Origin of the sequence: Achromobacter sp. Root83 (assembly GCF_001428845.1) — a bacterium.
Lineage (GTDB): Bacteria > Pseudomonadota > Gammaproteobacteria > Burkholderiales > Burkholderiaceae_B > Achromobacter.
This window is the reverse complement of the sequence record NZ_LMIU01000004.1, coordinates 106,097-131,416: the sequence shown is the minus strand read 5'-3', so window position 1 is coordinate 131,416 and position 25,320 is coordinate 106,097. Positions and strand designations below refer to the sequence as shown.

Below are 25,320 nucleotides of genomic sequence, written 5' to 3'. Positions count from 1 at the left end.
GCGGGCCCGCGACTTGCCAGGCCCGCCCGCGTCAGGGTGCCGCCGTATCAATTGGCCGTGATCTTGCCGACTTCGATTACCTTTTTCCAGCGCGCGTATTCCTCGGCCTGGAACTTCGTGAATTCGGCCGGCGTGTTGCCCACCACCTCGAAGCCCAACTCCAGCAACTGGGCTTGACCGTGGGATCGTTCAGGCTTGCGACGACCGCGTCGCGCAGCTTGTCGCGGATGTCGGCCGGCAAACCTTTGGGCGCGGCAAAGGCCAGGCCGCGCGCATTTTGTTGGCGCGGTTGCGGGGCGAAGCGGTGCCCGATCGAGTCATAGACGTCGGCTACCAGATCATTGAACGGGCATCCACCAACGGTCGTTGATCTGCGTGAGGCGGGTTTCCCCCTTCAATGAAGGGGGACGTTTAAAAACGTCCCCCCCAGCATTGCCCGCCGACCCGCCTCAGTACTGATACCGCAGCGTCAGCATCACGCTGCGCGGCTGGCCGTAGTAGTTCTGCCGCGAGGCGCCGCCGAGCTTTTCGTAGTACTTGCGGTCGAAAAGGTTGTCGACCGTGAGCGTGCCTTCGACATGGCGGTTGTAGCGATAGCCGATCTGGGCCGATACGAGGGCATAGCTGCCCTGTTCCCAACGCACCTTGCCGCTTTGCAGATAGTTGCCGCTGTTCCAGCGCACGCCCGTGCCCACGCTGAAACCCTGCAGCGCCGGCTGGGTAAAGCGGTAACGGGTCCAGAGGTTGATGGCGTGACGCGGGGTAATGGTGCTGTACGAGAGTCCTTCCGTGCCTTGGGCCGCCTCGAGGTACTTGGTCTGTGTGTAGGCGTAGCCCGCCACGACGTCCCAGTTTGGCAGCACCAAACCGCTGATCTCGGTCTCGAAGCCCTGGCTGCGCACCTTGCCCGCCGCCACCGAATACATCGGATTGTTCAGGTCGTTCATCGCCCGGTTGCGGTCCACGATCTGGAACAGCGCGGCATGCGCGTTGAGCGTGCCGTCCATGAACGCGCCCTTCAGGCCGGTTTCGATCTGTCGCCCCACGCGCGGCGACAGCGTATTGCCTTGCGCGTCGATCTCGGTCTGCGGCTGGAAGATATTGGTGTAGCTTGCATAGGCGGACACCTGCGGCGTCAGGTCGTATACCAATCCGGCATAGGGCGACGGGCGCGCGTCGATGCGGGTTGTCGTCTGGCTGAAGTCACCGAAGTACTGGTTGGCGTTGCGCGCGTCGTTCTTCCACCAGGACAGGCGCGCGCCCGCGATGACCTTCAAATGGTCGGTCGCCTGGATATTCGCCCGCGTATACAGGCCGAACTCGCTCGTGCGCCCGTCATTGCCGTTGACCTGATCCATCTCGGGCACAGGCATGTCGATGACCGGCTCGTACACATTGGTCGGGAACAGCGTGCCGCCACCGTAATTGAATTGCTTGCGCGTGTAGCTGTAATCGGCGCCCACCAGCAGGCTGTGCTCGCGGCCGAAGGCTTCGATGGGCAGATTCAGGTGGGCGTCCGCGCCCGTGGTCTTCCAGTGATTGCGGTAAGACCACGCGATAAGGTTGGTATTGCCGGTAAGCGGATCCACGGCTCGGTTGGGCCAGGTGGTCAGGCGCGTCGGCGTATCGGTATCGCGATGGAACACGCTTGCCTTCGCAGCGCCGCCGCCGTCGAGCCGGTGTTCCAGATCGGCAAAGACCTCGGTGGTCTCTTCTTCGATGCGGTTCCATTGCGCGCTGAGATTGGTGCCGCGACGGACGTCGAGCAGCGAGCCATCGGCATAAGCCGGCAGGCCGAACGCCGGTGTAATCCGGGAGCGTTGATGCGTAATGCCGGCCGCCAGCGTGGTGCGCGGCGTAAGATCGGCTTCGATGATGCCGTAGAGCGTGGGCCGCTCCGAATCCACCCGGTCCACAAAAGAGCCGCGGTCTTCGTACGCCGCGATGAAGCGTCCCCGGACCTTGCCATCGCTATCGAAAGGCGTGCTCAGGTCGGCCACCGCCCGGTAGTAATCCCACGATCCCACGCTGGCCTGCGCGCCGAAGGCGAATTCCTGCAGCGGGCGCTTGCGCACGAGATTCACGCTGCCGCCGGGCTCGCCGGTCCCCTGATAAAGGCCGGACGGGCCACGCAGCACTTCGATGCGGTCATAAATGGCCAGGTCGAAGCCCGCCGACAGGTTGCCCGCCCCGGCCGGCGCGCGCATGCCGTCCACCTGGATCGAGTCCAGCGTATAGCCCCGGGAAATGAATCCGGACATGTTGCCACCGCTCGAGAGCGTCTCGACGGTGATGCCGGTCACATTGCGCATCGCGTCCGACAGGCTGTTGAGGTTCTGGTCATCGAGCTGCTGGCGCGTCACCACCGATACCGACTGCGGAATCTCCTTGAGCGTCTGCGTGCCCTTGCCCAGCGTGACCGCATTGCTGGCGTACGAGCCCGTACCTTCGCTGGTGGCGCGTTCTGCCGCCCCCGTGACGGTTACGGCCTCCAACTGCGTGACGCCGCCCTGCGGCGCGGCCTGCAAGGCGTAGGTCCCGGCCGCGCTGGGTACGGCGCGATAGCCGGTGCCCGCAAGCAGGCGGTCGAAGCCTTGCTGCACGCTCATCTCGCCCGAGAGGCCCGGGCTCTGGCGGCCTGCGAGCCAAGCAGGGTCGTAGACGATCTGTACGCCCGCCGCGGCAGCGTAGCGCGCCAGCACGGTATCGAGCGAGCCCGCGCCGATCTCCACGCGGCGCACCTGCGAGGCCGGCGCCGTGCCGGTAGGCGCCGCGGACTGCGCGCCCGCCGTCGCGCTTGCGATGGCCGTGCACCAGAGCGCCGACCAGATCATTGCCTTGCGGGATCCTCTGCCCCGCGCTGCGCGTACACGTGCCATCACTCTTTCATCCTTTCATCGTCAAGCAAGAAGCGCCCGCATCCCCTTGATGCGGTCTTACTTCCTATTCCGCACGACAACGAAAAAGTGATCACCTCGACGCAAAATATTTCTTTTGCCGCCGCTCAGGCGCCTGCCGGTCCGACCGACACCCAGTAACGCGTGACGCGTTGCACGGCGATCGGCAGGCGTTCTGCCAAGGCGTGCAGGGCCGCATCCGTATCGCGCAGCGACAGCGCGCCCGACACCCGCAGGTCGGCGACCTCGGGCGAGCAGCGCAGGAAGCCCGGGCGATGGCGCGCCAGCTCCGCCACCACATCGGCCAGGCGCTGGTCGCGCACGACCAGCATCCCTTGCTCCCAGAGCGCCGCGCTGTCGTCCACCGGCGCGAGCCCGCCGGCCTGGCCGAGCGTGAAGCCGCCACGCTGCCCCGCGTCGATGCGCAAGGGAGCGGCGTGCGCCGGCTGCGCCAGCACCGCATGCTCGAACACCATGACCTCGGTGCGGTCGTCGACCAGACGCACCGAGAAGCGCGTGCCCAATGCCTGTACCTCGCCCTGCGGGGTCTGCACCACGAACGGCCGATACCTGTGCTGCGTCTCCTGTCCAGTGGTCACCAGCACCTCGCCCGCCATCAGCACCAGACGGCGCTCGGCGGTTCCGTAGCGCAGGTCGACCGCGCTGCCACTGTTCAATACCAGCCGCGTGCCATCGTCGAGCATGCGAGTCAGTTGTTCGCCCGCGGCGGTGCGCAGATCCGCGCGCCAGGCGGGCGCCTCGCGCCACGCGATCCAGCCGGCCGGCGCCATTACGCCCAGTCCCAGCGCCGCCCGTAGCACGGCGCGGCGGCCCTGCCGCTTGCGGGTAGCGCGCAGTACGCTATGGCCGATCGGCGCGGGCAGTCCTTCGAACGCGCCCAGCACCTGCTCGGCACGTGCCCAGGCCTGCGCATGGGCCTCGCCCTGCGCGAGCCAGCGCTCGAACGCCCGCCGTGTGGTCGCATCGGCGGGCTCGTAGCGCAGCCGGATCACCCAGTCGGCCGCCTCCTCGAGCAACCCGTCGTCCGGCACGGACGTCATGGCGTGGATACTCATGCTGCGACGGCCATGCAGGCCAGCAAGGCCTTGCGCAGATGGCGCCGCACCGTGATCACGGGTTTGCCGGTCTGCCCGGAAATCTCCTGCAGCGTGAGCCCGTCGAGCTGCGCGAGCAGGAACATGTCGCGCGTGGCCGTGGGCAGGCGCTGCAACATGGCGTCGATCGCCACCAGCGTCTGCACGATCATGAGGCCCGTTTCCGGTGGCGGCACCTGCGGCGCGGGCAGGTGCGCGATCGCGTCCAGATAGGCCTGCTGTACCGCGCGACGGCGCCAATGGTCGACCAGCAGCCCCTTGGCAATATGCGTGATCAGCGCGCGCGGTTCCTCGCGCAACACGGGAGGCCGGCGCGCGGCCATCAGCCGCACGAACGTGTCCTGCGCCAGATCGGCCGCGTCGCCGCTGTCGCCCAGCTTGCGATGGAGCCAGCCTTGCAGCCAGCCATGGTGATGGCGATAAAGCTGCTCGACCGCGGGGAGGGAAAGAGAGTCGGAAGATTGCAAGATGCCCAGCAGTCTACCGAATGCGAATAAGAAATACTATTAATTAGAATTGGCGTAGGGCGGCGGCGAGGCTAGCGCGCAACAGACAGGGACGTAGCGGGCTGGCGCGAGCAACGTGCCATTGCGCATGGCTACGCCGCCGCTGCCTTTCTCCGCATGGCGAAACCCAGGGCGACGACCGACAGCACCAGGGGAATGAACGACACCCACAGCACCGTGTTCCAGCCGTAGGCGGACAACAAGCCGCCCGACGAGAAGGATCCGATCGCCATCAGGCCGAAGACGATGAAGTCATTGAGCGACTGGACGCGGGTCCTTTCCTCCGGCCGATGGCATTCCAGGACCAGCGCGGAGGCGCCCAGAAACCCGAAGTTCCATCCCATGCCCAGCAAAATCAGCGACCACCAGAAATGCGCGACGTCGATGCCGCCCAGGCCGATCGCGGCCGACAGGCCGATCAGGATCAGCCCCGCGGTCGCCACCCGGCCTGCGCCGAAACGGACGATCAGGCTGCCGGTGAAGAAGCTGGGCGCATACATGGCGATGACATGCCACTGCAATCCCAAATTGGCGGATTCCTGGGAGTGGCCGCATATATGCATCGCCAGCGGCGCCGCGGTCATGAGGAAATTCATCAGCATGTACGAAACCGCCCCGGCGATCACCGCCGCGATGAAGCGGGGCTGCAGCGCAATGTCGGAGAGCGGTCGGCCGCCCGCCATCTCCGCGGACGTCGGTGCGGGCAATCTGACGCCCAGAAGGATGAACGCGGAAATCGCCGCGACAGCCGCCTGCGCCGCAAACGTGGCCGCAAACATATGCGGGGGCCAAAGGTTCATCGTCCAGGTGACCAGTTGCGGTCCGACGATGCCGGCGGCGACGCCTCCGGCCATGACGAGGGACAGCGCGCGTGCCCGCCGTTTCGGCTCCACGCCGTCCGCGGCGGCGAAGCGGAAGGATAGGACCACCGCGGCGTAGACGCCGCCGAAGAAAGTGGCCAGGCAGAAAAGCCAGAAGCCTTCCATCATGACCGCCAGCATGGCCAACAGGCCGGTGAGCACACCAGCGCTGGTGCCCAGCAGGAATGCAGCGCGCCGGCCGTGGCGTCTCGCGATCGCGCCCATCGGCAGCGTGCATGTCGCCATGCCCACCACGAAAATGGAAATCGGCAAGGTTGCCAGCATGGGCGTCGGGGCCAGCATATTGCCCACGATGGAGCCGGTGGCGTAGACGACTACCGAATTCGCGCCGGCCAGGGCTTGAGCGGTGGTCAGTCGCCAGATGTTGCCCTGTTGAACGTTCTCGGGCAGGACTGAGGAACGTTCGTGCCCCAGAGAGGCGCTGCTGTGTGTCATTTCTTTGGAACGGAGTGGGTGGTGAAACGCGAAGTTGGCGAGCGACGCATTCGTAGGCATGCCAACCCAGGCAGAGGGGGCGTCTGGCGATGCGGCGCTCGGTCTTCCCCAGGACTTCCGGCATTACACCGCAATAGACGTTTTTGATCTATAGATAAAACGCCAAGTTATATAGAATCGGCGACACGGGAACGCACTCATGCAACCCTGCCGTTCGAGACAGTGCGCGGCTCACCAGTTCTTTCCCCAGGTGGCAGACGCACCGTTGGGTCTTGCCGATGGGTAGATCGCCGACTCGCAGGCTTCTTGCGTGCCCTATGCCTCGGGCGTGCGCGCGCTCATCCACCGCCAGAGCGTTGACCGGCTCACGCCCAGCCGGCATGCCGCCTGCAGCCGGTTTCCTCCGCAGGCGTGGAGCGCCTGTAAAGCCCGTTCGCGTTGGGTAGTGGCCGGGTGCGGATCGGGGGAGGGCGCGTGCGGGTCGAAGAGTTCGGGGCAGTCATGCCGTAGCGCGTCGTGATCCACGTCTTCAGCGCGCGCATATTGCAGCAGGAAGGCGGCGATGCGTTCGCAGATGTTCTCCAGTTCTCGCACATTGCCGGGCCAAGCGTAGCGCGTCAGGCGCGGCAGCCAGGGCACGAGCAGGGGGCCTGGGTCCATGCGGATGTCCAGGCGCTTCATGCAGCGCGACAACAGCGTTTCCAGCAGGGGCGGGATGTCGGCCGGACGCTCGCGCAGGGATGGAATGGCCAGGCGCAGGGTGTTGATGCGGTAGTAGAGATCCTGGCGGAAGCGCCGTTGCGCGACCATGTCGTCCAGCGGCTGATGAGTGGCAGCGATGATGCGCACGTCCACCGGAATGGCGGCCGTGGCGCCCAGTCTTGTGACTTCGCGTTCCTGGAGCACGCGCAGCAAGCGGCTCTGGAGCGGTAGCGGCATATCGCCGATCTCGTCAAGAAAGAGCGTGCCGGTATGGGCGGCCTCGAACAGTCCGCGCTTGCCGCCGCGGCGCGAGCCGGTGAAGGCGCCTTCCTCATGGCCGAAGAGTTCGCTTTCGAGCAAGGATTCGGGCAGCGAGGCGCAATTGATGGCCACAAAGGGCCGGTCAGCGCGCTGGCTGTCATTGTGGATGGCCTGGGCGAACAATTCCTTGCCAACGCCGCTTTCGCCGGCGATCAGCACGGTGAGATCGGTGCGGGCATAACGCCGCGCGGTGGTGATCGCACGCTGCAGCTCGGCGCTGTGGCCAATGAGTTCGGAGAAGTGATATCGGGCGGTGTTCTGACGCCGGCGCTGCTGCACGCGCAAGCGGGTATCGGCCTCTTGAATACGCCCGGCATCGGAAAGCGCCAGTGCCGCGCCCACGATGCGGCCGTGTTCCCGGATGGCCGTACGGTTGGCCACCCAGTCGCGCCCGCCCAGACGCAGCGGACTGCCGCTTTCCGGTTCGCCGCTGTCCAGCGTGGACGCCAGGCTCAACTCCGGCCGCAACTGGTCCAGGCGTTGGCCTATCAGCGCCGCGGTGTCACGCTCGAGCAAGCTCTGCATGGGCGGGTTGACCGCGATGATGCGGCCTCCGCGATCGACCGCCAGCACGGCATCCTGCAGGCTGTGCAGCACGCCATTAAGCTGGTCATAGCGTCCGGCTTCCATGCGCGCAAGCCGCGCCAGCTCGATGGCATCTTCGAAACCCTTGCGCACGCTGGCCAGCGAATAGGCCAGCAGGCCGTGCAGCCCGGCCTGTTCCGCCAGCTCCACCACCAGGCTGGATCCCACGATCACACGGAAGTTCTCGCGCCACAACTGCTCGAACTGCTGGCGCGCATGTTCGGGCGTCAAGTACGCGTGCTGAGCGATCTCGATGTTGAGCAAGTCCTTGATGGCGTCGAGTTCTGGAATGGTCTGCCCGTACATGACCACGCCTACGCGGTCGTCAATACGGCGCGCCTGGATCAGCACCTGCAACAAGTCAAATCCGGTCAGCTGAATCGTCGCCACGGGAGCCTGCAGCCCCGCGCGCAGGATGCTTGCGTTGGACCCGGCGCTGACGAAGGCATCCACCGCGCCCCGTTCCAGCATGTCCCTGGCGATGGCCAAGGCGCCGCCAAAGGTGCCATCGACCACTTCGATATGCGCGCGGCCGGTGAACTCGGCCACGACCGGCATGGCGAACTCGCGGATTTGGCGATAGCTCAGGAAGCAGAGGCGCGGAAGGGCAGTGCCGGGGGGTGAGGTCGGATAGACCATGCCGCGATCCAATGAAACGTTATGAACGTTTCATGAATGTCTCATGAAACATCGCGATTCGCCAGCGCTGGGTTTTAGTCCCTACATTCAATGGCTTAGGAAGATGCTCCGGGTTGGCACGCCGTTTGCATAAGGGGATTATCAGGAAACGTCGGAGCTTTCATCTTGGCACTCGAACACATCACGGTCTTGGACCTGACCCATATGCTTTCCGGTCCGTACGGAACCATGCTGTTGGCGGACCTGGGGGCCCGCACCATCAAGGTCGAACCCCCCGGAACGGGCGAGGGAACCCGTCGTCTGCTGGAGCGCGACCCGGATTACTCGCGGGAGGGCATGGGCGCCTACTACCTCACGCTGAACCGCAACAAGCACAGCGTCTGCATCGACCTGAAGCAGCCCGCGGGGCTCGCGGTGTTCATGGATCTGGTGCGCCAGGCGGATGTCGTGTTCGACAACTTCGGCGTCGGAGTCACTGCGCGCCTCGGCATCGACCACGCCGCGCTCTCGGCGGTCAACCCCCGCATCGTCACTTGCTCGGTCACCGGATTCGGTAGCACGGGGCCGGACACGCAGCGTCCTGCCTTCGACCTGGTGGTGCAGGCCATGGGCGGAGGAATGTCGATATCCGGCACACCGGAACAGGGCCCGACGCGCAGCGGCATACCTATCGGAGATCTGGGCGGCGGCATGTTCGGCGCCATGGGAGTGCTGGCGGCGTTGGCCGAGCGCGAACGCACCGGGCGCGGCCAGCATGTGGACGTGTCCATGCTGGATGCGCAGATTTCGCTGCTGAACTACATGGCGACGATGCACCTGATGTCGGGCATCGTGCCGCAAGGCATCGGCAACAGCCATTTCGTGCATGTGCCGTACAACAATTACCCCACGGCCGACGGCCATATCATCGTGGCTTGCATAGGCGATGCCTTCTGGGAGCGCTTCCTGGAATGCATGGACCTGCCCGGGCTGCGCAAGTCCGACTACGCGCGGCAACCGGGGCGATATGCGGCCAAGGCCGACATCGACGCGGTCGTGGCCGCCGAGCTGCGCACGCAGCCCACGGCCTATTGGCTGGAGCGGTTGTCGGCGGCGCGCATTCCGTGCGGTCCGGTCAACAACTTCGGGCAGGCCCTGGACGATGCGCAGGTGCGGGCGCGCGACATGGTGGTCGACGTGCGCCTGAAGTCGGGCGCGATGGTCCAGATGCCTGGCAATCCCATCAAGCTGTCGGCGGCGCAAGCAGAGGAATTCGGCCGGCCGCCCGAGCTCGGCGAACATACGGATAGCGTGCTGGGCATGCTGTCCGGATACGACGGTGAACGGCTGGCGGCGCTGCGCTCGTCCGGCGCCATCGGCTAGGGAACGCCATGTCCATCATCATCACCGATGTCGCCCCGCGCGATGGCTTGCAGAACCAGTCCGTGACCGTATCCGCCGAAGCCAAGGTCGAGTTGATCCGGCTCCTGCATGAGGCCGGCGTGGCAAGCGTGGAGGCGACCAGCTTCGTATCGCCCAAGGCCGTGCCGCATATGGCCGACGCCGAACAGGTCGTCGCCGCCGTGAACGCCTCGATGCCCGGATTGAGGACCTCGGTGTTGGTTCCCAACATGAAAGGCTTGGAGCGCGCCCATGCCGCCGGCGCGCGCGAGGTGGCAGTCGTGCTGTCGGCCACGGAGACCATGAATCTGAAGAACATCAACATGAGCCTGGCACGCGCCACCGAGGTGTGCGCGCAGACCCTGGACGCGGCGCGCCGCCTGCGGTTGCGCACGCGGGCGTACGTGGCGGTGGCGTTCGACTGTCCTTTCGAGGGGCCCACGCCGCCGTCGGTCGTGCGCCAACTGGCGCAGCGCATGGCGCAGGCCGGCGCCGATGAGATCGTGATCGCCGACACCATCGGCTCGGCCGGGCCGGGCGCCGTCAAGACCTTGTTCGAGGCGCTGGCGCCGGAGCTGCCTGTCGAGCGGCTGGCCGCGCATTTTCATGATACGCGCGGGTTGGCCTCGGCCAATGTCTGGGCGGCGCTGGAGGCAGGAGTGCGGCGTTTCGACGCTAGCGTGGGCGGTATAGGAGGATGTCCCTTTGCACCCGGCGCGGCGGGCAACGCCGCCACCGAGGATCTGGTGCTGATGGCGGAGCGCAGTGGTTTGCGCACAGGTATTTCACTGTCCGGGCTGGTTCGGGCGGTGGCTTATGCGGAAGGCGTACTCGGCCGCCCGCTGGGCGGACGCAGCATGGCTTGGCTGCGGCGCCATCACGCTGCAAGAGGCGATACCGCATCGGCTTGAGGACAAAGGGAGCTGGATTCGATCGCCTTATAACAATCAAACAGGAGACAAAACCATGGAAAAAATATCGCGGCGCGGGCACGCCATATTGGGGCTGGGGCTTTGCGCCATGGCATTGGCCGCGGCGCCGTCCCATTCCGAACCGGGGGATTATCCGACGCGCCCCATCCGTCTTATCGTGCCCTTCGCGCCGGGCGGTGTCACCGACACCGGCGCGCGTCTGGTCGCCGACCGGCTGGGCCAGCGCCTAGGGCAGCAGGTGATCGTCGACAACAAACCGGGGGCGTCGGGCAACATCGGCACGCAGATGGCGGCCCGGGCCGAACCCGATGGCTATACCCTGGTGGTAGGCTTTGACGGCACGCTGGTCATCAACCCGCATGTGTATCGCACCACGGGCTTCGATACGCTCAAGGATCTGGCGCCCGTGAGCAAGATCGGGGACGCCGCGCTCATTATCGTGGCGAATCCTTCGTTGCCGGTTCGCAACCTGAAAAACGTGATCGACTATTCGCAGGCCCAGGCCAACGGCCTTTCCTATGGCAGCGCGGGCGTGGGAAGCACACCGCACCTGGCTGGCGAGCTTCTGCGCCAGCGCACGGGGGCCAAGCTGGTGCATATCCCCTATAAAGGCGGAGGCCAGGCCATGGCTGACGTCGTGGGCGGGACGCTGCCGCTGCTCTATACCGCGGTCGCCGGGGCCTATCCCTATATACAGCGCCAGCAGCTCACGGCCATCGCTGTAAGCAGCGCAACCCGGCTGGCGTCCCTGCCTGACGTGCCCACCGTGGCGGAGTCCGGCGTAGCAGGATTCGAGTCGGTTTCGTGGATCGGTATTCTGGCGCCGGCCGGCACCCCCAGTGCTGTCATCGCCAGGCTGCAGAAGGAAATCCACGCCGTCGTTCAGTCGTCCGACATCAAGGAGCGGCTCATCGGCCTGGGCATCACGGCCTCGGGCAACACACCAGAGGAATTCCGCAAGCAAATCGCAAGCGATCTCGATAAATACGCCACGATCGTGAAAGCGGCGAACATCCGGGCGGAGTGAACGCCGAGGCGATGCCGCGGGCCTTGCGACGTCACGAGATCGAACGGCATGCCGCCTTCGCGATAGCCCTGGCATTGGTTAGCCGGGCCCGATAGCGCCTGGATGCGCGCCGGGTCCTCGCCAGGGCTTGATGGCTCGGACCCGGCAAACGCGAGCCTGCTGTTTAGTCGATGCGCGCGCCGGAGATCTTGACGGCCTCGGCCCACTTCGCGATTTCCTTTTGCACGAAAGCCTGGAACTGTTCTGGCGTGGACGGCGTGAACTCGCTGCCGGCGGCGATCATCTTTTCTTTCGCTTTCGGGTCGGACATGACGTCGCGCATATCCGCCGAAATCTTTTCCACCAGCGGTTTGGGCGTGCCCTTGGGGGCGAAGAAGCCGGACCAGGGCGGGGCTGCAAAGCCCGGGAAGCCCTGTTCGGCGACCGTGGGATAGTCGGGCGCGCTGGCAAAGCGATCCGCCGTCGTCAGCGCGACGATCTTCAGCTTGCCGCTCTTCGCGTAGGCTTGCACGGCGGGCAGGCCCGTGATGCCTACCTGGATCTGGCCGCCCAGCAGGTCGGTCACCATCGGGGAGCTGCCGCGGTACGGAATGTGCGCGAGCTCGAACTTGCCCTGGTTCTTGATCAGTTCCATGCCCAGGTGCGACGCCGTGCCGTTGCCGTCGGAACCGTACGAATAGTGGCCATCAGGCTTCTTCAGCAGGGCGATGAGTTCCTGCAGGTTGTTGGCCGGCACGTCGTTGTTGACGATGATGGCGTTGGGATAGAGCGTGGCTTGCGTGATGGCCTCGAAGTCCTTGATCGGGTCATAGCGCATGTTCTTGTAGAGCGAGGTATTGATACCGTGCGAGCCCGTCACACCCAGTACCAGGGTGTAGCCGTCGGGCGCGGCACGCGCCACGTATTCAGAACCGACGTTGCCGCCCGCGCCTGGCTTGTTCTCGACGACGACCGCCTGGCCCCATTTCTTGGACAGGCCCTCGGCCACCAGGCGCGCAGTGATGTCGGTGGCGCCGCCCGCCGGGAACGGCACCACGATGGTGACGGGACGCGTGGGGAAGTTGTCCGTGCCCTGCGCGAAGGCGGGCGCGGCGGCCAGTCCGACGGCGCCGGCAAGCATGGCCAGGGCGCCGAGGATTTTGCGGCGCGGCCAGCCCGCGTGCGTTGCGGAGGAAATCGGGTGTGTCATGTTTCAAGGCCCTTGTTATGTGGTGTAAGCACTGTGTGAAGAAACGGGCCGCGCTATTGCGCGGTGTACCCGCCGTCGGCACGAATGTCCGTGCCCGTGATGAACGAGGCTGCCTCGCTCAACAGGAAAACAACCGTCCGCGCGACTTCATCCGCGCTGCCGAGACGTCCGGCGGGATACTTGGCGGCCAGCGCGGCGCAGGCGGCCTGCGCGCTGCCGTAGCGGTCGACCAGCCTGCTGGTCAACACCGCGCCGGGAGACAGGCTCAACGAACGGATGCCGTCCGGTGCGTGGTCCACGGCGATGGCACGCGCCAACGCGATCAGGCCCGCCTTGCTGGCGCCATAAGCGCCGCGGCCAGGCGCGGCCACGCTGCCCAGTTGCGAGGCGATATTGAGCACCACGCCACCGCCGGCGCGAACCATGTGCGGAATGGCCCATTTGCTCATCAGCCACGCCCCTGTCAGGTTCACATCCAGGGCCTGCCGCCATTGCGCAGGCGTCAGATCGGCGACCTTGGCGCTCGGCGTGACTGTGGCGGCGTTGTTCACCAGCGCGTCGATCGCGCCCCAGTGGGCAGCCACCTGATCCACGGCGGCCCGGGTGGCGTCGGCGTCCGTCACGTCGCAGCTCAACGCCAGGACGCGGGATTGCACCGTGGACAGCGCCGGGTGGCACTGCGCCAGCAGGTCCGCATCCCGATCCAGCCGGGCCACGCGGGCGCCCGCGTCCAGGCAGCGCGCGACGATTGCCTGCCCCAGTCCCCCCGCGGCGCCGGTCACGATCACGGTCTTTCCTTTCAGGACGAGCCCGTCCGCGGTCGTCATGGCGTCATCGCTCCCAGCGAGGCGCCGCCGCACACGTAGAGCGTCTGCCCCGTGATGGCCCCTGCCTCTGCACTCAGGAAGAAGGCGATGGTGGCGGCGACTTCGCCCGCATTGATCAGGCGGCCCAGCGGCAGGTCCACCCGCGCGGCGGCACCGCGCTTCGGATCGTTCAGCATGGGAGTGTCGACCGCGCCCGGCGCGATCACGTTGACCGTGATACCGCGCCCGACGAGCTCTGCGGCCAGGCTGCGCGCCAGGCCGATCTGCGCCGATTTGGTGGCGGCATAGGCCAGGCGGTGCGCCCGGCCCAGTACGGCCCGGCTGGACACGAGCACGATGCGGCCGCTGCCGTCGGGCAGTTGCGGCGCCAATGCCTGGACCAGCGCCATCGGCGCGGCGCCATGCAGCCGCCACAGCAGTTCCGTGTCTTCCGGGCGCGTATCCAGCGCACCGCCGGTGCGCACCACGCCCGCGCAATGCACCAGCGCGGTCGGGCCGCAGCCGGCCAGGCCAGCGCACAAGACGCGCAGCGCGTCGGCGTCGGCCAGATCGCAAACCACGTGACGGTATTGCTCGGGGTGCTGGATGGCGGCGGGCGCGATGTCGACGCCCGTCACGCGCCAGCCGGCGGACAGCAGCCGTTCGGCCAGTGCCAGTCCGATACCAGAGGCCGCGCCTGTCAGGACGCAATGCGCCGGCGCGTTACGCTCGATCATGGCTGTACTCAGGCGTCCAGCGTCGTCAGGCGCTTTTCCATCGCGCGCATTTGCTCGTAGCCCATCAGTTGCATGATGTCTTCGATGCCCACCAGAAGGTCGGGGCGGTCGGCGGGCTCGCCGCTGGCGATCACGCCCTGCATGACTTGCAGCGCCTGGCGCATGCCATGGATGGCGGCTGCGGGCAGCATGCGCGGCAGGCTGATGCGCTTGACGCCGATCTCCTTCAGGCGCGGCAGGGGAATCAGCGGGGTGGTGGGACGGTTGCGGATGCCAAACCCCATATTGATGCTGACGGGGATGCCCGCCGCGTCCACCAGGCGCTTGATGTCGTCTTCCGTGCGCACGGCGTCGGGGAACAGCATGTCCGCGCCGGCGCGGGCATACGCGCGCGCACGCTTGACCGCGCCTTCAATGCCTTCCAGGGCAAGGGAGTCGGTGCGGGCGATGATGACGAAGTCGTCGTCGCGCCGTGCCAGGCAGGCCGCTTCGATCTTCTTGACCATCTCGGCCTCGCTGACAACGTCCTTGCCGGGCATGTGGCCGCAGCGCTTGGGACTGACCTGGTCTTCCAGGTTGATGCCGGCGACGCCGGCTTCCTCGAACATCTGCACCGTGTGGTAGACATTGACCGGATTGCCATAGCCGGTGTCCGCGTCGGCCGTGAGCGGTATGGAGACGGATCTTGCCAGATGACGGCAGTGGGTGACGTTTTCGGACAAGCCCATCACGCCGATGTCGGCGATGCCCAATAGCGCGTTCGATACGGCCGCGCCGCTGGTGCAAGCGGTCTTGAAACCGGCGGCTTCAACCAGGCGGATGCTGTATCCATCGTAGACACCGGGCGACACGATGAAGGGTTCGTTCTTCAGCAGTTGCCGAAACTGGTTGCGCGGGTTGTTCATGTGATGCTGCTCCAAAGGGCGTTATGCGGCCGAGACGGGCTGCCCGGCGATGCCGGACGCCCCTTCCGCCAGATGTTCAAACAGGTGATGCGCCGCGCGTTCGATGTGCGAGCGCATGAGCGATTCCGCCAGTTCGGCATCGCGCGCGCGGATGGCGCGCAGGATCTGCCAGTGTTCGGCGTAGGCGTCGTCCTTGCGTTCAAGCACGGTGCCGGAATGCCGGCGGTAGACGCGCAACAGGTGATAAAGGTCGCCGCACAGGGCGTTGATGATGCGGGTGTTGCCGCTGGCCAGCACGATGCGTTCGTGGAAGTCGAAGACCCGGGGGGCCGGTGCGCCGCCATTGGCGGCCTCCAGGCGGCGCTGGCGGTCCTGCTCCAGTTCGACCAGCAACTGCGCGATCTCGTCGTCGCGCATGCGGCGGGTGGCGAGGTTGCACGCCACGCCTTCCAGCGCCATGCGCATTTGAAAGAGCTCCAGGGCGGACTCCGCCGACAGCGTCACGACGCGCGCCTTGATGTAGGGCTCGCGCGTGACCAGCTGGATGCCCTGCAGGCGGCGTACGGCCTCTCGCACCGGGCCGCGGCTGACGCCGAACTCTTGCGCCAGCGCCACTTCGTTGATGACGCTGCCCGGTGCGAGCCGGCCCTGGTAGATCGCGTCCAGCACCTGGTCGAACACCACGTCGGCCAGCGGGCCGGAGGCGTCTTCCTTGGTGGCGATGGAGGGCGTGGAAATGTTCATAGTGTTAACAGCCTATCAAATGGATCTTTAAAGTGTCAACTCTTTTGGCCGGTTCCCCATTTTGATCCTGGGGTGGCGCCGAATGAGTTTTCCGTCGTGTGACAAGCATATTTCGTATGTTTTCCTAGGGGTTACCCCTAGGAGATAAGACTTTGTATCTATCTACACTTCAAGAAGGTGCCTGCGAAACTGTATGCGACCGTAGTCGTGTTCTTTGCTCTTATGGCGATAGTGTTGACACTATTGTTTTGTAGGTCGTAAGATGACCGCAGTTTAGATTCTCCCGATTACCGCTGCCATGATCCAGTCTTTCCCCTGTCGAGGCGCAGCGCTGCGCTACGCGGACCTGTCCGCCGCCGCCCAGGCCGAAGGCCGCGACATCCAGGCGTATCCCTATGTCATCCGCGTGCTGCTGGAGAATCTCCTGCGGCACCGCGCCTGGGGCGCTGCCATTTCCGAAGCCGAAATCGGCAGGTTGTGGGATTGGCGGCAGCACCCCGGCGCCGATCTTTCGCTGCACGTGGCGCGGGTGATCCTGCCCGATTCCAGTGGTCTGCCGGTGCTGCAGGACCTCGCGGCCCTGCGCGATGCCGTGGCTCAGGCGGGCGGCGACCCCGCGCGCGTCGATACGCGCATTCCCGTGGACCTGATCGTGGATCATTCCCTGCAGGTCGATTATTGGGGCGACACGGGCGCCGTGCAGCGCAACCTGCGCCGCGAATTCGAGCGCAACGACGAACGCTACCGATTCCTGAAATGGGCGCAGCAGGCCTACAAGGGCTTGCGCGTCATCACCCCGGGCATCGGGATCATTCATCAGGTCAACCTGGAATACCTGGCGCCGGTGGTAGTGCGGCATGCCAGGGCGGACGGCGACTGGGCCTATCCCGATTTCGTGATCGGTGGCGATTCCCATACGCCGATGGTCAACGCACTGGGTGTGCTGGGCTGGGGGGTGGGCGGCATCGACGCCGAAGCGGCGCTGCTGGGCCACGCCTATACGTTCCCGATTCCGGAGGTCGTGGGCGTGCGGCTCCATGGGGCCATTGAAGCGCCGGCCCTGACCACGGACGCCGCGCTGCTGGTCACGCAGCAGTTGCGTGCCGCGGGCGTGGTGGGCAGCATGGTCGAATTCTTCGGCCCGGCGGTGGAGGCGCTCAGCGTGCCGGAACGCGCGACCATCGCCAATATGGCCCCTGAGTACGGCGCCACCTGCGGCTTTTTCCCGATCGACGCGCGCACGCTGGACTACGCCCGCGTGACCGGCCGCGATGACGGGCAACTGGCGCTGATTGAAGCCTATGCGCGCGCCAACGCCTTGTGGCGCGATGCGCGCCAAGCCGACCCCGTCTATAGCCGGGTGATCGATATCGATCTGTCGGCGGCGCGGCCCAGCGTGGCTGGTCCGCGCCGGCCGCAAGACCGGATGGATGCGTCCGATGTGGCCGCGGATTTCCGCCGCCGCCTGGGCGCGCCGCTTTCGGAAGGGGGCTTCGCCGTGGACGCGGCAGCCGCGGCCGCGCATCCGGCGGGGCGCGAGGCCATCGGCCATGGCTCCGTGGCGTTGGCAGCCATTACTTCCTGCACCAATACGTCCAACCCCAGCGTGATGATGGCCGCCGGCCTGATCGCGCGCAAGGCGCTGGCGCGCGGCCTGACGCCGCCGGCCTGGGTCAAGCGTTCGCTGGCGCCGGGATCGCGCGCCGTGACTCGGTACCTGGAGTCCGCGGGGCTGCTGGCTGCCCTGCAAGCGCAAGGGTTTCACGTGATCGGCTACGGCTGCACGACCTGCGGCGGCAAATCAGGCCCCCTCGATTCCGCGGTGGCCGATGCCATCGCCGAAGATGGCCTGGTGGCGGCGGCGGTACTGTCGGGCAACCGGAATTTTGAAGGGCGCATCCATAAGCTGCTGCGCGCCAACTACATCGGATCGCCCGCGATGGTGGTGCTGTATGCGCTGGCGGGCCGCATCGATGTGGATTTCGAGCGCGAGCCGCTGGGGCCCGACGCCAATGGCGAGCCCGTCTACCTGCGCGACATCTGGCCCAGCCAGGACGAAATCGATGCCTTGCTGCCGCTGGCGTCGGACCCTGCGCTGTTTGCCGAAGTCTATGACCCCGCCAGCCTGGACAGCTCGATCTGGCGAGACCTGGCCGCGCCTTCCGGCCTGCGCTTTCCCTGGGACCCCGAATCGCAATACCTGGTTGAACCGCCGTTCTTCAAGGCCGAACCGGGGCGCGACGCGCTGGCGGACCTGGCGGCAGGCCTGACGCGCGGGCGCGTGCTGGCGGCGTTCGGCGACTCGCTGACCACTGACCATATTTCGCCCAGCGGCGAAATCCCTGCGGATACGCCGGCGGGCCAGTATCTGATCGACAAGGGCGTGGCGCCGCGCGACTTCAACACCTACGTCGCGCGCCGCTGCAATCATCATGTCATGACGCGTGCCACGTTTGCCAACATCCGCATCAAGAATGCCATGACGCCGGGCGTGGAGGGCGGCGTGACCCGCCATCATCCCAGCGGCAAGCTCATGCCGGTGGTCGAGGCCGCGGCAGCCTACCGCGAAGCGGGCGAGGCCAGCGTCATCCTGGGCGGCCAGGACTACGGCATGGGCAGCAGCCGCGACTGGGCGGCGAAGGGCTCGGCGCTACTGGGCGTGCGCGCGGTGATCGCGGAATCCTTCGAACGCATCCACCGCGCGAATCTGGTGGGCATGGGTGTGCTGCCGCTGGCGTTCGCGCCCGGCCAGGGCTGGCGCCAGCTAGGCCTGACCGGCGCCGAGACGCTGTGCTTCGAGAACGTGGCCAATGGCGTGCTCAAGGGTGAACCCATCGACGTGACCGCTGAAGACGGCGAACGCCGCATCCGATTCCAGGCCTATGCCCAGGTGCTCACGCACGCAGAACGCAAACTCATGGCGGAGGGCGGGATTCCCGCCAGCGTCCTCAATGCATTCTTGACCGACACGGCGGCCGCGGACACGGCCCATTGCTGACAACGCGCATCAATCAGGAAACACGACATCATGCTGGATCTCCTACTGACCAATGCAAGGCTGCTGCTGCCGCAGCAGGGGCTCACCGAGGGAGTGCTGGGCGTCATCGACGGCCGCATCGCCATCATCGCCGAGCCCGGCACGCCGCTCGAAGCCCGCGAAACCATCGACTGCCAGGGGCTATGGGTGCTGCCTGGCCTGATCGATCCCCACGTGCACTTCGGCTTTGGTTCGCCGGAGACCGACTTCGAGACCGAATCGCGCTTTGCCGCGCTGGGCGGCACCACCACGGTGCTGTCGTTCCACCGGTCCGCGGACATCCGGGAATCCTTTGAAAAGGTGCGCGACCGGGCGCTGTCGCAAAGCTGCGTGGACTTCGGCTTCCATTTCGGCATCACCAGCAACCTGCATGTGGAGACGCTCGATGAGATATCGCGCCGTTTCGGCGTGTCCTCGTACAAGCTCTACATGATGTACAAGGGCGCGGCGGGCCTGTCGAAAGGTTTCACCGACATCGACGACGGTTTGCTGTATTCGGCCCTGCGCGCCACCGCCGCCATTCCCGGCGCGATCATGGGCGTGCACTGCGAGAACGTCGAAGTCATCCCGGTGCTCAGGGATCCCTTGCGCGCCGCCGGCCGCGACGATCTGAAGGCCTGGAACGAGCAGAGTCCGGACTTCCTGGAGGCCGAGAACGTGCATCGCGTGTGCTACTTCGCGGCGAAGACCGGCGCCGCCGTCAACATCGTCCACCTGAGCAGCCGCGAAGCGCTGGACGAGGCGCGGCGCCACCGGCGCACGCCCAACGCGCCGCCCATCTACGTCGAGACCTGCCCGCACTACTTGTTCCTGAACGACGAGTCGCCCGCCGGCACCTACGCCAAGGTCAACCCCCCGGTGCGCGGGCAGGGCGATGTGGACGCCATGTGGGAAGGCGTGCTGGATGGATCCATCACCACCATCGGCACAGACCATGTGCCGCGCAAGCGTGCCACCAAGGATACGGACATCTGGGCCGCCAGCAACGGCTTCCCCGGCACCGGCCTGATGCTGCCGATCCTGCTGCACGAAGGCTATCACCGTCGCGGCGTGCCGCTGGAAACCCTGATGAAGGTCAGCGCCGGGAACTCCGCCCGCATCTATCGCATGCCCGGCAAGGGCAGCATCGAAATCGGCAAGGACGCGGACCTGGTGCTGGTGGACCCAGACCTGGAACGCACGGTCGATCCCGCGACCCTGGAATCGAACTCCGACTACTCGCCGTACGAGGGCATGACCCTGAAGGGCTGGCCCGTGCGCACCCTGGTGCGCGGGCGCACCGTGGCGCAGGACGGCCGCATCACCGATGCGGCCCGCGCCACCCCGGGCGGCCGTTATCTCAAGCGTCTTTGAACTGAATCCATCTTTTATCTGGCGGACAACACTATGAGCGACACCAAGCGAATCTGGGACGACTTCCTCACCGAACGCGACAAGCAAGTACTGGCCCAGGCCGGCTACGGCAAGCGCGGCGGCTTCGGCAAGCGTCCCGCGCTCTTCATCATCGACGTGCAGTACAACTTCTGCGGCGATACGCCCCAGGACATCCTGGAAGGCCTCAAGCAATACCGGACCCATTGCGGCCGCGAGGCCTGGGAAGCGGTTGCGCATATCGTGCCGCTGCTGGAATTGGCGCGGGACAAGAACATTCCTGTCTTCTATACCGAAAGCGGCCGGCGCGCGGACTTGCTGGACAGCGGGGTGCAGGTGGGCAAGAACCATCGCGGCGGCGAAAAGACCGTACTTGCCGACACGCATGCCACGCAGACCGTGGAGCCGCTGGCCCCGCGGCCGCAGGATATCCGCATCACCAAGCAAAAGCCCTCCTGCTTCTTCGGCACCATCTTCATGAGCCACCTGAATTTCCTGGACGTGGACACGCTGATCCTGGTGGGCTGCACCTCATCGGGATGCCTGCGCGCCACGACGGTGGACGCCTATTCGTACAATTTCAAGGTCATCATTCCCGAAGAGGCGGCGTTCGACCGCTTCCAGGCCAGCCACGCAATGAGCCTGTTCGACCTCAATTGCAAGTACGCCGATGTGATCCCGTCGCGCGAAGTGCAGGACTACCTGCGCGAATTGCCTGCGCCCGCCAGTAAGGCCCAGGGCTGACCCAGGGCGGATGCCAAAACCATGTCCCTGACAGCCGGACCGATTCCCGTCTACCTCTTGACCGGCTTTCTGGGCAGCGGCAAGACCACGCTGTTGTCGCGCCTGGTGCGCAGTCCGCAATTTGCCGACACGGCGGTGATCATCAACGAGTTCGGCGAGATCGGCCTGGATCACATGCTGGTGGGCAAGGCCGACGACACCGACGTGGTGCTGCTGGACTCTGGATGCCTGTGCTGCGCAGCCACCAGTTCGCTGCAGGATACGCTGGAGTCGCTGTACTACCGGCGCCAGCGCAAAGAGATCCCCGCCTTTACGCGGGTGGTGGTGGAAACCTCCGGACTGGCTGATCCGTGCCCCGTCATCAACACGCTGGCGGCCGATCCGCTGATCGCCCGTCATTACCGCTTTGGCGGCGTGGTGGCCACAGTGGACGCGCTGCATGGAATGGCCACGCTGCACGCCTATCGCGAAGCCAGCACCCAGATTGCGATCGCCGACCGCATCGCGCTGACCAAGACCGATCTGGCCGAGGTCAGCAGCATCGAGGCGCTGCGAACCACTCTGCAAGAGTACAACGCCAGTGCGCCGGTCCGCGCGGTATCGCCCGATACGGTTGACGAGGACGCACCGGCACTGTTCCACGGATTGAAACCGGAGCATCTGAACGCGGCGGTTTTGGCTGCCGCGCGGCCAATCGCTGCCAGCCCGCTGGCGCACGTCTTGCGGTACGGCATCGTTTCGTATGCGTTCCGGCAGGAAACGCCGGTGAGCTGGGAGGCCTATGCACACTGGACCCGGCATATGCAGCGCCACGTCGGCGAACGCCTGTTGCGGGCCAAGGGCGTCCTGGCGTGGTCGGACGGGACTGTGCGCGCAGTGCATGGCGTGCGGCATGTGTTCAGCACGCCGGAAATCGTGGCGCTACCAGACGGCGCGGATAGGTCGGGCGCGATGATCCTGATCGTGCAGGATATGTCCGCGCAAGAGATAGACGAGGTGGTGCGGCCGCTGTTGCTGGACCGCACGGGGCGGTGACGCGCGGGGTGATCCGCCCAGGATCCTGACGCCGCAAGAAGACGCGCCGCGATCGCTGGCGCCGCTTTGCTGGCCGGTCATGGAACTGTTTTCGGGCGCCGGTTACTCAAGGGCGTACCAACCCCTTTCCAAGGCCCGCTTCGTCATGCCTACCCGGCCCACCCCACACAATCGCCCGCAAGTGCCGGCGCAACTGGCGCGCCTGCGCCTGACGCCCTTGCACCTCGCGCTGGTTTGCGCCCTGTCTGGCGCGCTTGCGGCCGCGCCCGCCCAGGCGGACAGCTTTCTCATCGGCAGCGGGGGCAACGGCGGGGCGGCCGACAATGTCAACGGCACAGGCATAGGGGCCGGTGGCGGGGGTGGCGGCATCGGCGGCGGTGGGGCGGCCGGCCTCTCGCCCTATGGCGGCGGCGCGGGCGGCGGTGTGGAAATGGGCGGGTATTTCGACCCCCTGGGCGGCTATGGCGGCAGCAATACCGGCCCAGACGGTGGCCTGGGCGCGTACCACATCTCGCCCATCAGCGGCGGCTACAGCATCGGCGGCGGCGCTGGCGTGGGCGGCGGGGGTGGCGGCGCCCAGCACCCGATGGGCTCGAACATGGGGGGCGGCGGCGCCGGACTGGGCGGCGCGGGTGGCGCGTCGCTGACGCCTGGGGAGTCCGGCGAAAGCGGCGGCCCGGTTCGTGATGCCTTGGACAATCTCGCTTCCGCCAGCCTGCCTGGCCAAGGCGTCCAGGTTTACAGCAATGCGCTGGTGTGGGGCCCAAAAACTTACGATTATGTCGGCGTGGGCGGCGGCGGCGGCGGCGCCTCGGACGCTGGCGCCGGTGGCAGTGGTACCCATGGCGAGCTGACCTACGACACGACGCGCCTGACCGTGAACCGCTCGATCCTGATCGGCGGCGGCGGCGGGGGCGGAGCAAGCATCAACGCCGGCGGGCGCGGCGGCAACGGTGTCGTGACGCTGATCAACGGCGCGGAGCTGGTGGTCGCCGAGCACCTGCTGATCGGCGGCGCCAACGGCGGCGGGAGCGCCGCCATGACGAACGGCGGCCAGGGCGGCGACGGCCGTCTCACGGTGAATAACGGCACCGTTATTGTCGGATCCGGCGGCCGCCTGCGCTTGGGGGCGGGCGCACAGGGCGGGTCGGGCGAACTGTTGCTCGGACCGGGCCTGCTCCAATTCGATAGCGGCGCCACGTTCGTCATCAACAACAACGGCGTTCTCCTGGTGGGTGGCCGGCCGGGATCCAGCATGCAGGCCGGCAGCATCGAGGGCCTGAGCACCCTGCGCAACGACGGCAGCATCGAGTTCAACCAGACCGGCGCCGCCCGGCTGAACACCGCGATTACCGGCACGGGGCAACTGCACACCAATAACGGCACCACCTCGCTAACCGGCAGCAATACCTACACCGGCGGCACCTGGGTCGGATCCGGATCGACGCTCAATATCGGCGCGAACGGCGCCAGCGGAGACCTGGCTGGCCCGGTCGCGGTCAGCGGCACGCTGGTTTTCCAGCGTAGCGACGCCAGCACCTTCAGCGGCGCCCTGAGCGGGGCTGGACACGTGAGCAAGTCGGGCGCCGGCACGCTCACCTTGGCGGGGGCGCACTCCTTCAGCGGACAGGTCTCGGTCGACGCTGGCGTGTTGGACGTGGCGGGCTCGGCGCCGAACGCCGCCTTCGTGGCGAATGCCGGCGGCACCCTCAGCGGCACGGGGCGGTTGGGAGGCACAGTCATCCAGTCTGGCGGCGTGCACGCACCCGGCAATCCGCTTGGCACGCAAACCGTGGCCGGCGGCTACAAGAACAGCGGCACGCTGCGCATCGCCGCCACGCCCACGGCCAGCGCCAGCCTCACGGCGCTTGGCGCGGTCGAGCTCGACAACACCACCTTGGCGCTGGCCTTCAGCCCGAACGACGCGGCCTCCTGGGCGCCTTCCGCCGCGCCGGTGGTCATCCTGGACAAACAAAGCGCGGGCGCCATTGCCGGCGGCATCGGGCGGATCGAGAATCCCTTGCTGTTCCTCGATGCCAAAGTCAGCACGAGCGGCGGCGATGGCAACGACCTGACCTTCCAGCTTGTACCCAAAGGGGCGGAAGAACCCGGGGTCGGTCCCGGAATCGACCCGGGAATCGACCCCGGGGTTGAACCCGGCAGCGGCGCGAAGGAGTTCGCCAGTCTTGCGGCCACCGCCAACCAGCGTGCCGTGGCCAGGGCGGCGCAAGCCCTGCCCGCCACCAGCGAGGTATGGCGCGCACTGGCGCTCTCGACCGACGTGGGCGACTACAGGCAGGCGCTGCAAGCCTTGTCGGGCGACACGCACGCCAACGTGAATTCGGCGCTGGTGAGCGCGGGCACTCCGGCCCTGCAACGCGGCCTGGACGGCCTGCGCGGCAATCTCGCCGCGGGCCGGCTGCCAGGCGCGCCCACGGCCCAGGCCGGCACGAGCGACGCGCCGCCCGCGGCCAGCGCGCTGCCACGCTCAACCGCGCAACCGGTGTGGGCGCAGATCGAGGGCGATTGGCGCCGCCTGGGCAGCGACGGCAATGCGCCGGCGCTCACCCAGCAAACCACGACGCTGGCGCTCGGCGGCGACGCGGAAGTGGGCCGCGGGTGGCGCCTGGGTGCGGCCCTCGGCTACGCCGACGCCAAGCTCAAGACGGGCAGCCGGGCCGCCACCGCCGATACGCAGAGCTATACGGCCACGCTGTATGGCGGCAAGGCCTACGCGCTGGGCGCGGGTTCCCTGAACCTGCTGGCCGGCACGGCCTACTCGTGGCATGACATCGCCACGCGGCGCCAGATCGACTACGGCAGCCTTTCGCAGACCCTCAAGGCCGATTATCACGCGTCGACCACCCAGCTTTTCGCTGAAGTGGGCTACGCAGTGCCGATCACGCCGGACACCACGATCGAACCGTTCGCCGGACTGTCGTGGAGCGACTTGCGCACGCGGGCCTTCTCGGAATCAGGCGGGTCCGCCGCGCTGTCCGGAAAAAGCCAGAGCCAGACCCTGGCATCTACCTTGGCGGGCTTGCGCGCGCGCTGGCAGGTGCCTGACTCGGCCATTGCACTGCGCGGCATGTTGGGGTGGCGCCATGCCTACGGCAATGTGCAGCCCAGCACCACGCTGGCCTTCGATGGCGGCGTGAGCTTTTCGGTGGCCGGCGCGCCCATCGCCCGCGATGCGGCGCGCGTGGAGGTGGGTGCCGACCTGGTCACGATCCGCAACCTGACGATCGGCCTGGCTTATGCCGGCGAATTCGGCGGCGGCAATCGCCAGCAAGCCGGTACGGTGGACATGCGCTGGCGCTTCTAGGCTCGGC

The 25,320-nt window shown here is 66.6% G+C and carries 18 protein-coding genes and 1 pseudogene; 8 read left to right on the top strand and 11 right to left on the bottom strand.

The window, feature by feature from the left end:
- Positions 1 to 47 precede the first annotated feature (47 nt).
- The 6 genes and pseudogenes from ASE30_RS28405 to prpR form a co-directional block, all read right to left on the bottom strand.
- Positions 48 to 262, bottom strand: a pseudogene (locus ASE30_RS28405) (tripartite tricarboxylate transporter substrate-binding protein); the annotation flags it as partial.
- Between the two features lie 187 nt (positions 263 to 449).
- A complete protein-coding gene (locus ASE30_RS07590; RefSeq protein ID WP_156407572.1) occupies positions 450 to 2,834 on the bottom strand; it encodes a TonB-dependent receptor in 2,385 nt (794 codons plus the stop codon).
- Between the two features lie 170 nt (positions 2,835 to 3,004).
- Complete coding sequence (locus ASE30_RS07585; RefSeq protein ID WP_082601491.1) at positions 3,005 to 3,973, bottom strand: FecR domain-containing protein; 969 nt, start codon at positions 3,971 to 3,973, stop codon at positions 3,005 to 3,007.
- Positions 3,970 to 4,479 (bottom strand): sigma-70 family RNA polymerase sigma factor, encoded by a 510-nt coding sequence (locus ASE30_RS07580; protein ID WP_057283691.1) that lies wholly within the window; start codon positions 4,477 to 4,479, stop codon positions 3,970 to 3,972. Before ASE30_RS07580 ends, ASE30_RS07585 begins: the two co-directional genes overlap by 4 nt.
- A 131-nt stretch (positions 4,480 to 4,610) precedes the next feature.
- The gene (locus tag ASE30_RS07575; protein WP_156407571.1) at positions 4,611 to 5,834 is read right to left on the bottom strand and encodes an MFS transporter; all 1,224 of its coding nucleotides are present in this window, start codon (positions 5,832 to 5,834) and stop codon (positions 4,611 to 4,613) included.
- A gap of 315 nt (positions 5,835 to 6,149) precedes the next feature.
- Positions 6,150 to 8,081 (bottom strand): propionate catabolism operon regulatory protein PrpR, encoded by a 1,932-nt coding sequence (gene prpR / locus ASE30_RS07570; protein WP_057283690.1) that lies wholly within the window; start codon positions 8,079 to 8,081, stop codon positions 6,150 to 6,152.
- 165 nt (positions 8,082 to 8,246) lie between these two features.
- On the opposite strand from prpR, the gene ASE30_RS07565 reads away from it, so the two are divergent.
- The 3 genes from ASE30_RS07565 (at position 8,247) to ASE30_RS07555 (ending at position 11,420) form a co-directional block, all read left to right on the top strand.
- The gene (locus tag ASE30_RS07565; RefSeq protein ID WP_057283689.1) at positions 8,247 to 9,443 is read left to right on the top strand and encodes a CaiB/BaiF CoA-transferase family protein; all 1,197 of its coding nucleotides are present in this window, start codon (positions 8,247 to 8,249) and stop codon (positions 9,441 to 9,443) included.
- 8 nt (positions 9,444 to 9,451) lie between these two features.
- A complete protein-coding gene (locus tag ASE30_RS07560) occupies positions 9,452 to 10,372 on the top strand; it encodes a hydroxymethylglutaryl-CoA lyase (protein WP_057283688.1) in 921 nt (306 codons plus the stop codon).
- 109 nt (positions 10,373 to 10,481) lie between these two features.
- Positions 10,482 to 11,420, top strand: a complete 939-nt coding sequence (locus ASE30_RS07555; protein WP_235515208.1) for a tripartite tricarboxylate transporter substrate binding protein — start codon at positions 10,482 to 10,484, stop codon at positions 11,418 to 11,420.
- 163 nt (positions 11,421 to 11,583) lie between these two features.
- Here ASE30_RS07555 and ASE30_RS07550 read toward each other — a convergent pair whose 3' ends face one another.
- Genes ASE30_RS07550 through ASE30_RS07530 form a run of 5 tightly spaced genes read right to left on the bottom strand, consistent with a single transcriptional unit; the run spans position 11,584 to position 15,801 of the window.
- Complete coding sequence (locus ASE30_RS07550; protein WP_057283686.1) at positions 11,584 to 12,609, bottom strand: tripartite tricarboxylate transporter substrate binding protein; 1,026 nt, start codon at positions 12,607 to 12,609, stop codon at positions 11,584 to 11,586.
- Positions 12,610 to 12,662: 53 nt separating this feature from the next.
- On the bottom strand, positions 12,663 to 13,436 hold the full coding sequence (locus ASE30_RS07545; RefSeq protein ID WP_082601490.1) for an SDR family NAD(P)-dependent oxidoreductase: 774 nt from the start codon (positions 13,434 to 13,436) through the stop codon (positions 12,663 to 12,665).
- Positions 13,433 to 14,152 carry an SDR family NAD(P)-dependent oxidoreductase gene (locus ASE30_RS07540; RefSeq protein WP_057283685.1) on the bottom strand — a complete coding sequence of 240 codons (720 nt, stop codon included), beginning with the start codon at positions 14,150 to 14,152 and terminating at the stop codon, positions 13,433 to 13,435. The genes ASE30_RS07545 and ASE30_RS07540 overlap by 4 nt, the downstream gene beginning before the upstream one ends.
- Before the next feature lie 8 nt (positions 14,153 to 14,160).
- Positions 14,161 to 15,057 (bottom strand): oxaloacetate decarboxylase, encoded by an 897-nt coding sequence (locus ASE30_RS07535; RefSeq protein ID WP_057283684.1) that lies wholly within the window; start codon positions 15,055 to 15,057, stop codon positions 14,161 to 14,163.
- 21 nt (positions 15,058 to 15,078) lie between these two features.
- Entirely contained in the window at positions 15,079 to 15,801 is a 723-nt protein-coding gene (locus ASE30_RS07530) for a GntR family transcriptional regulator (protein WP_057283683.1), read from the bottom strand.
- 298 nt (positions 15,802 to 16,099) lie between these two features.
- On the opposite strand from ASE30_RS07530, the gene acnA reads away from it, so the two are divergent.
- The 5 genes from acnA (at position 16,100) to ASE30_RS29740 (ending at position 25,313) form a co-directional block, all read left to right on the top strand.
- On the top strand, positions 16,100 to 18,799 hold the full coding sequence (gene acnA, locus ASE30_RS07525; protein ID WP_057283682.1) for an aconitate hydratase AcnA: 2,700 nt from the start codon (positions 16,100 to 16,102) through the stop codon (positions 18,797 to 18,799).
- Between the two features lie 30 nt (positions 18,800 to 18,829).
- Entirely contained in the window at positions 18,830 to 20,191 is a 1,362-nt protein-coding gene (locus ASE30_RS07520; protein ID WP_057283681.1) for a dihydroorotase family protein, read from the top strand.
- A gap of 33 nt (positions 20,192 to 20,224) precedes the next feature.
- Positions 20,225 to 20,953 (top strand): isochorismatase family protein, encoded by a 729-nt coding sequence (locus ASE30_RS07515; RefSeq protein WP_057283680.1) that lies wholly within the window; start codon positions 20,225 to 20,227, stop codon positions 20,951 to 20,953.
- 21 nt (positions 20,954 to 20,974) lie between these two features.
- Positions 20,975 to 21,988, top strand: a complete 1,014-nt coding sequence (locus ASE30_RS07510; RefSeq protein ID WP_057283679.1) for a GTP-binding protein — start codon at positions 20,975 to 20,977, stop codon at positions 21,986 to 21,988.
- A 79-nt stretch (positions 21,989 to 22,067) separates the two neighbouring features.
- Positions 22,068 to 25,313 carry an autotransporter outer membrane beta-barrel domain-containing protein gene (locus tag ASE30_RS29740; protein WP_057283678.1) on the top strand — a complete coding sequence of 1,082 codons (3,246 nt, stop codon included), beginning with the start codon at positions 22,068 to 22,070 and terminating at the stop codon, positions 25,311 to 25,313.
- Positions 25,314 to 25,320: the final 7 nt, after the last annotated feature.

Coding starts and splice junctions, on each gene's coding strand:
- ASE30_RS07590 (WP_156407572.1), bottom strand. CDS start 2,834: ATGATCTGGTCGGCGCTCTGGTGCACGGCCATCGCAAGCGCGACGGCG.
- ASE30_RS07585 (WP_082601491.1), bottom strand. CDS start 3,973: ATGAGTATCCACGCCATGACGTCCGTGCCGGACGACGGGTTGCTCGAG.
- ASE30_RS07575 (WP_156407571.1), bottom strand. CDS start 5,834: ATGACACACAGCAGCGCCTCTCTGGGGCACGAACGTTCCTCAGTCCTG.
- prpR (WP_057283690.1), bottom strand. CDS start 8,081: ATGGTCTATCCGACCTCACCCCCCGGCACTGCCCTTCCGCGCCTCTGC.
- ASE30_RS07560 (WP_057283688.1), top strand. CDS start 9,452: ATGTCCATCATCATCACCGATGTCGCCCCGCGCGATGGCTTGCAGAAC.
- ASE30_RS07555 (WP_235515208.1), top strand. CDS start 10,482: ATGGCATTGGCCGCGGCGCCGTCCCATTCCGAACCGGGGGATTATCCG.
- ASE30_RS07550 (WP_057283686.1), bottom strand. CDS start 12,609: ATGACACACCCGATTTCCTCCGCAACGCACGCGGGCTGGCCGCGCCGC.
- ASE30_RS07545 (WP_082601490.1), bottom strand. CDS start 13,436: ATGACGACCGCGGACGGGCTCGTCCTGAAAGGAAAGACCGTGATCGTG.
- ASE30_RS07540 (WP_057283685.1), bottom strand. CDS start 14,152: ATGATCGAGCGTAACGCGCCGGCGCATTGCGTCCTGACAGGCGCGGCC.
- ASE30_RS07535 (WP_057283684.1), bottom strand. CDS start 15,057: ATGAACAACCCGCGCAACCAGTTTCGGCAACTGCTGAAGAACGAACCC.
- ASE30_RS07530 (WP_057283683.1), bottom strand. CDS start 15,801: ATGAACATTTCCACGCCCTCCATCGCCACCAAGGAAGACGCCTCCGGC.
- acnA (WP_057283682.1), top strand. CDS start 16,100: ATGATCCAGTCTTTCCCCTGTCGAGGCGCAGCGCTGCGCTACGCGGAC.
- ASE30_RS07520 (WP_057283681.1), top strand. CDS start 18,830: ATGCTGGATCTCCTACTGACCAATGCAAGGCTGCTGCTGCCGCAGCAG.
- ASE30_RS07515 (WP_057283680.1), top strand. CDS start 20,225: ATGAGCGACACCAAGCGAATCTGGGACGACTTCCTCACCGAACGCGAC.
- ASE30_RS07510 (WP_057283679.1), top strand. CDS start 20,975: ATGTCCCTGACAGCCGGACCGATTCCCGTCTACCTCTTGACCGGCTTT.
- ASE30_RS29740 (WP_057283678.1), top strand. CDS start 22,068: ATGGAACTGTTTTCGGGCGCCGGTTACTCAAGGGCGTACCAACCCCTT.